Source organism: Bartonella sp. MU70NMGDW (genome assembly GCF_042194085.1).
GTDB lineage: Bacteria > Pseudomonadota > Alphaproteobacteria > Rhizobiales > Rhizobiaceae > Bartonella > Bartonella grahamii.
This window is the reverse complement of record NZ_JBHIMK010000251.1, coordinates 1-1,690: the sequence shown is the minus strand read 5'-3', so window position 1 is coordinate 1,690 and position 1,690 is coordinate 1. Positions and strand designations below refer to the sequence as shown.

1 protein-coding gene and 1 pseudogene are annotated in these 1,690 nt (G+C 46.6%); both read left to right on the top strand.

Features of this window, described 5'->3' with window-relative positions; genetic code table 11:
• A pseudogene (locus tag ACFIKE_RS10170) lies at positions 1–253 on the top strand (phage tail protein); the annotation flags it as partial.
• A gap of 1 nt (position 254) precedes the next feature.
• Positions 255–1,690, top strand: a 1,436-nt coding sequence (locus ACFIKE_RS10165; protein ID WP_375649727.1) for a DUF4815 domain-containing protein, incomplete at its 3' end; no start/stop codon positions are given.

Here is a 1,690-nt window from a genome sequence, read left to right as displayed (position 1 = left end):
CAGATTTAACCCTTCTACAACAGGCACTCTGTTGTTTCTTGCTGCCCGTACAGACTTTCACGATGTTGACGGCAAACAAGCAGCATTTGTTTCTGTTCTCGTTCATGCTACCCCCGCAGAAAACATAGCGGTTGGCAAGCTTTGGTGTGACGCCAATGAACTCAATGGCGGTGTCGAGATACTCAAAACGCCCATTAATATTCCTTTGCGTGCCGATGTTCGCGAACAATTCAAGATTTTATTGAGGTTTTAATATGAAGCATGAAAGTGGTTTACCCTTTGCAATTGACAGATCTCGCGGCAAAGAGGAACAACAAAGCGTTGTCTTTTACGGCACGCGTCCGTTTATTCAAAGTGGTGAACTGAATGAGGTTCAAACCATTATAAGAGGACGGCATGACCGCTTGGGGCGCCTTGTGGCACAAGAAGGAGATCGCGTTGAACGGGCTGATGCTTTTGTCAACAAAGAGACAAGGACCGTCACGTTAACGGATGGCAAGATTTATATTGCCGGTGATATCTTTCCAGTCTCTGAAGCGGTACTCAACAATGTTTCCATGATTGGACGCTTGGAAATTGGTGTGAAGCTACAAAAAAAATGGATAACACACGAAGATGATCCAGAGCTGTTGGGGCAAGTCCCTGGCACTTTGGCAGAAGGAGAGCCTGGCGCCGCACGCGAAACAGCAAAGCTTGTTTGGGCACTGAAAGAGGATGCGCAGAATGGCACTTTTTTTCCGGTTTATATTTTACAAGATGGCGTTTTGATTGATCAAAAATCACCCTCATTGCTTGAACCCGCCATGCAAGCTATTGCGACGTACGACCGTGCCCATGGGCATTATATCGTGAGTGGCTGCCGTGTGAGCGCATTGGGACAAAACAACGGCTGCCAAGTCTTTAGTATTCAAGAAGGAGAAGCCAATATCAATGGCTTTAAACGCAAGCGCTTAGCCGCCTTGCGCCATGAAGAGGTGCAAGACTTTTCAACAAGCGTTGTTCCTAGCGAAACGCATATTTTTGCGCCTCCAAAAGGGAAAACAAGTTTTACCTTTAAACCCTATTATTTTCCTATTGCCGATATTCAGTCTCTTTTGTTGACAAAAGAAAAAACCGTTAACGTCACCCGCGGTGCCGTTGCTGCAGGGCGTGATGGTGTGCCGGATAAAAGCATCACCGCGTTTATCAAAGTCGTTCAAGGAAGCAAGGAATTTAAAGAAGGAACAGATTTTAAAAAAACCGGAGATACCATTGATTGGGCGCCCATAGGAGACGAACCTTTAGCAGGGAGCAGCTATAAGGTGACTTACCGTTACCGCGCAAAAATCACGGCTGATAAAGTAACAGCGCAGGAAATCACTGTCTCAGGTGGGGCGCAAGGTGGTGATATTATCGTCAGTTACACTTACAAATTGCCCCGCATTGACCGTATAGGTCTCAACACAGGGGGCAATGTCGTATATATCAAAGGAGTTTCATCAGATCATCCCATGGCACCAAATGTCCCTGATGATGTGTTGTCCCTTGCAACGATCACCAACAATTGGCTTGAAACGCCGGTTGTGGTCAATGATGGCACACGGGTTGCCCCCTATGATGAGATGTGGCGCTATTTTCAACGGGTGCTCTCGCTTGACAGGCTGATGCAGTTAGAGCGCATTAAAAGCAATGTGGACTCTAAAGAACCTGT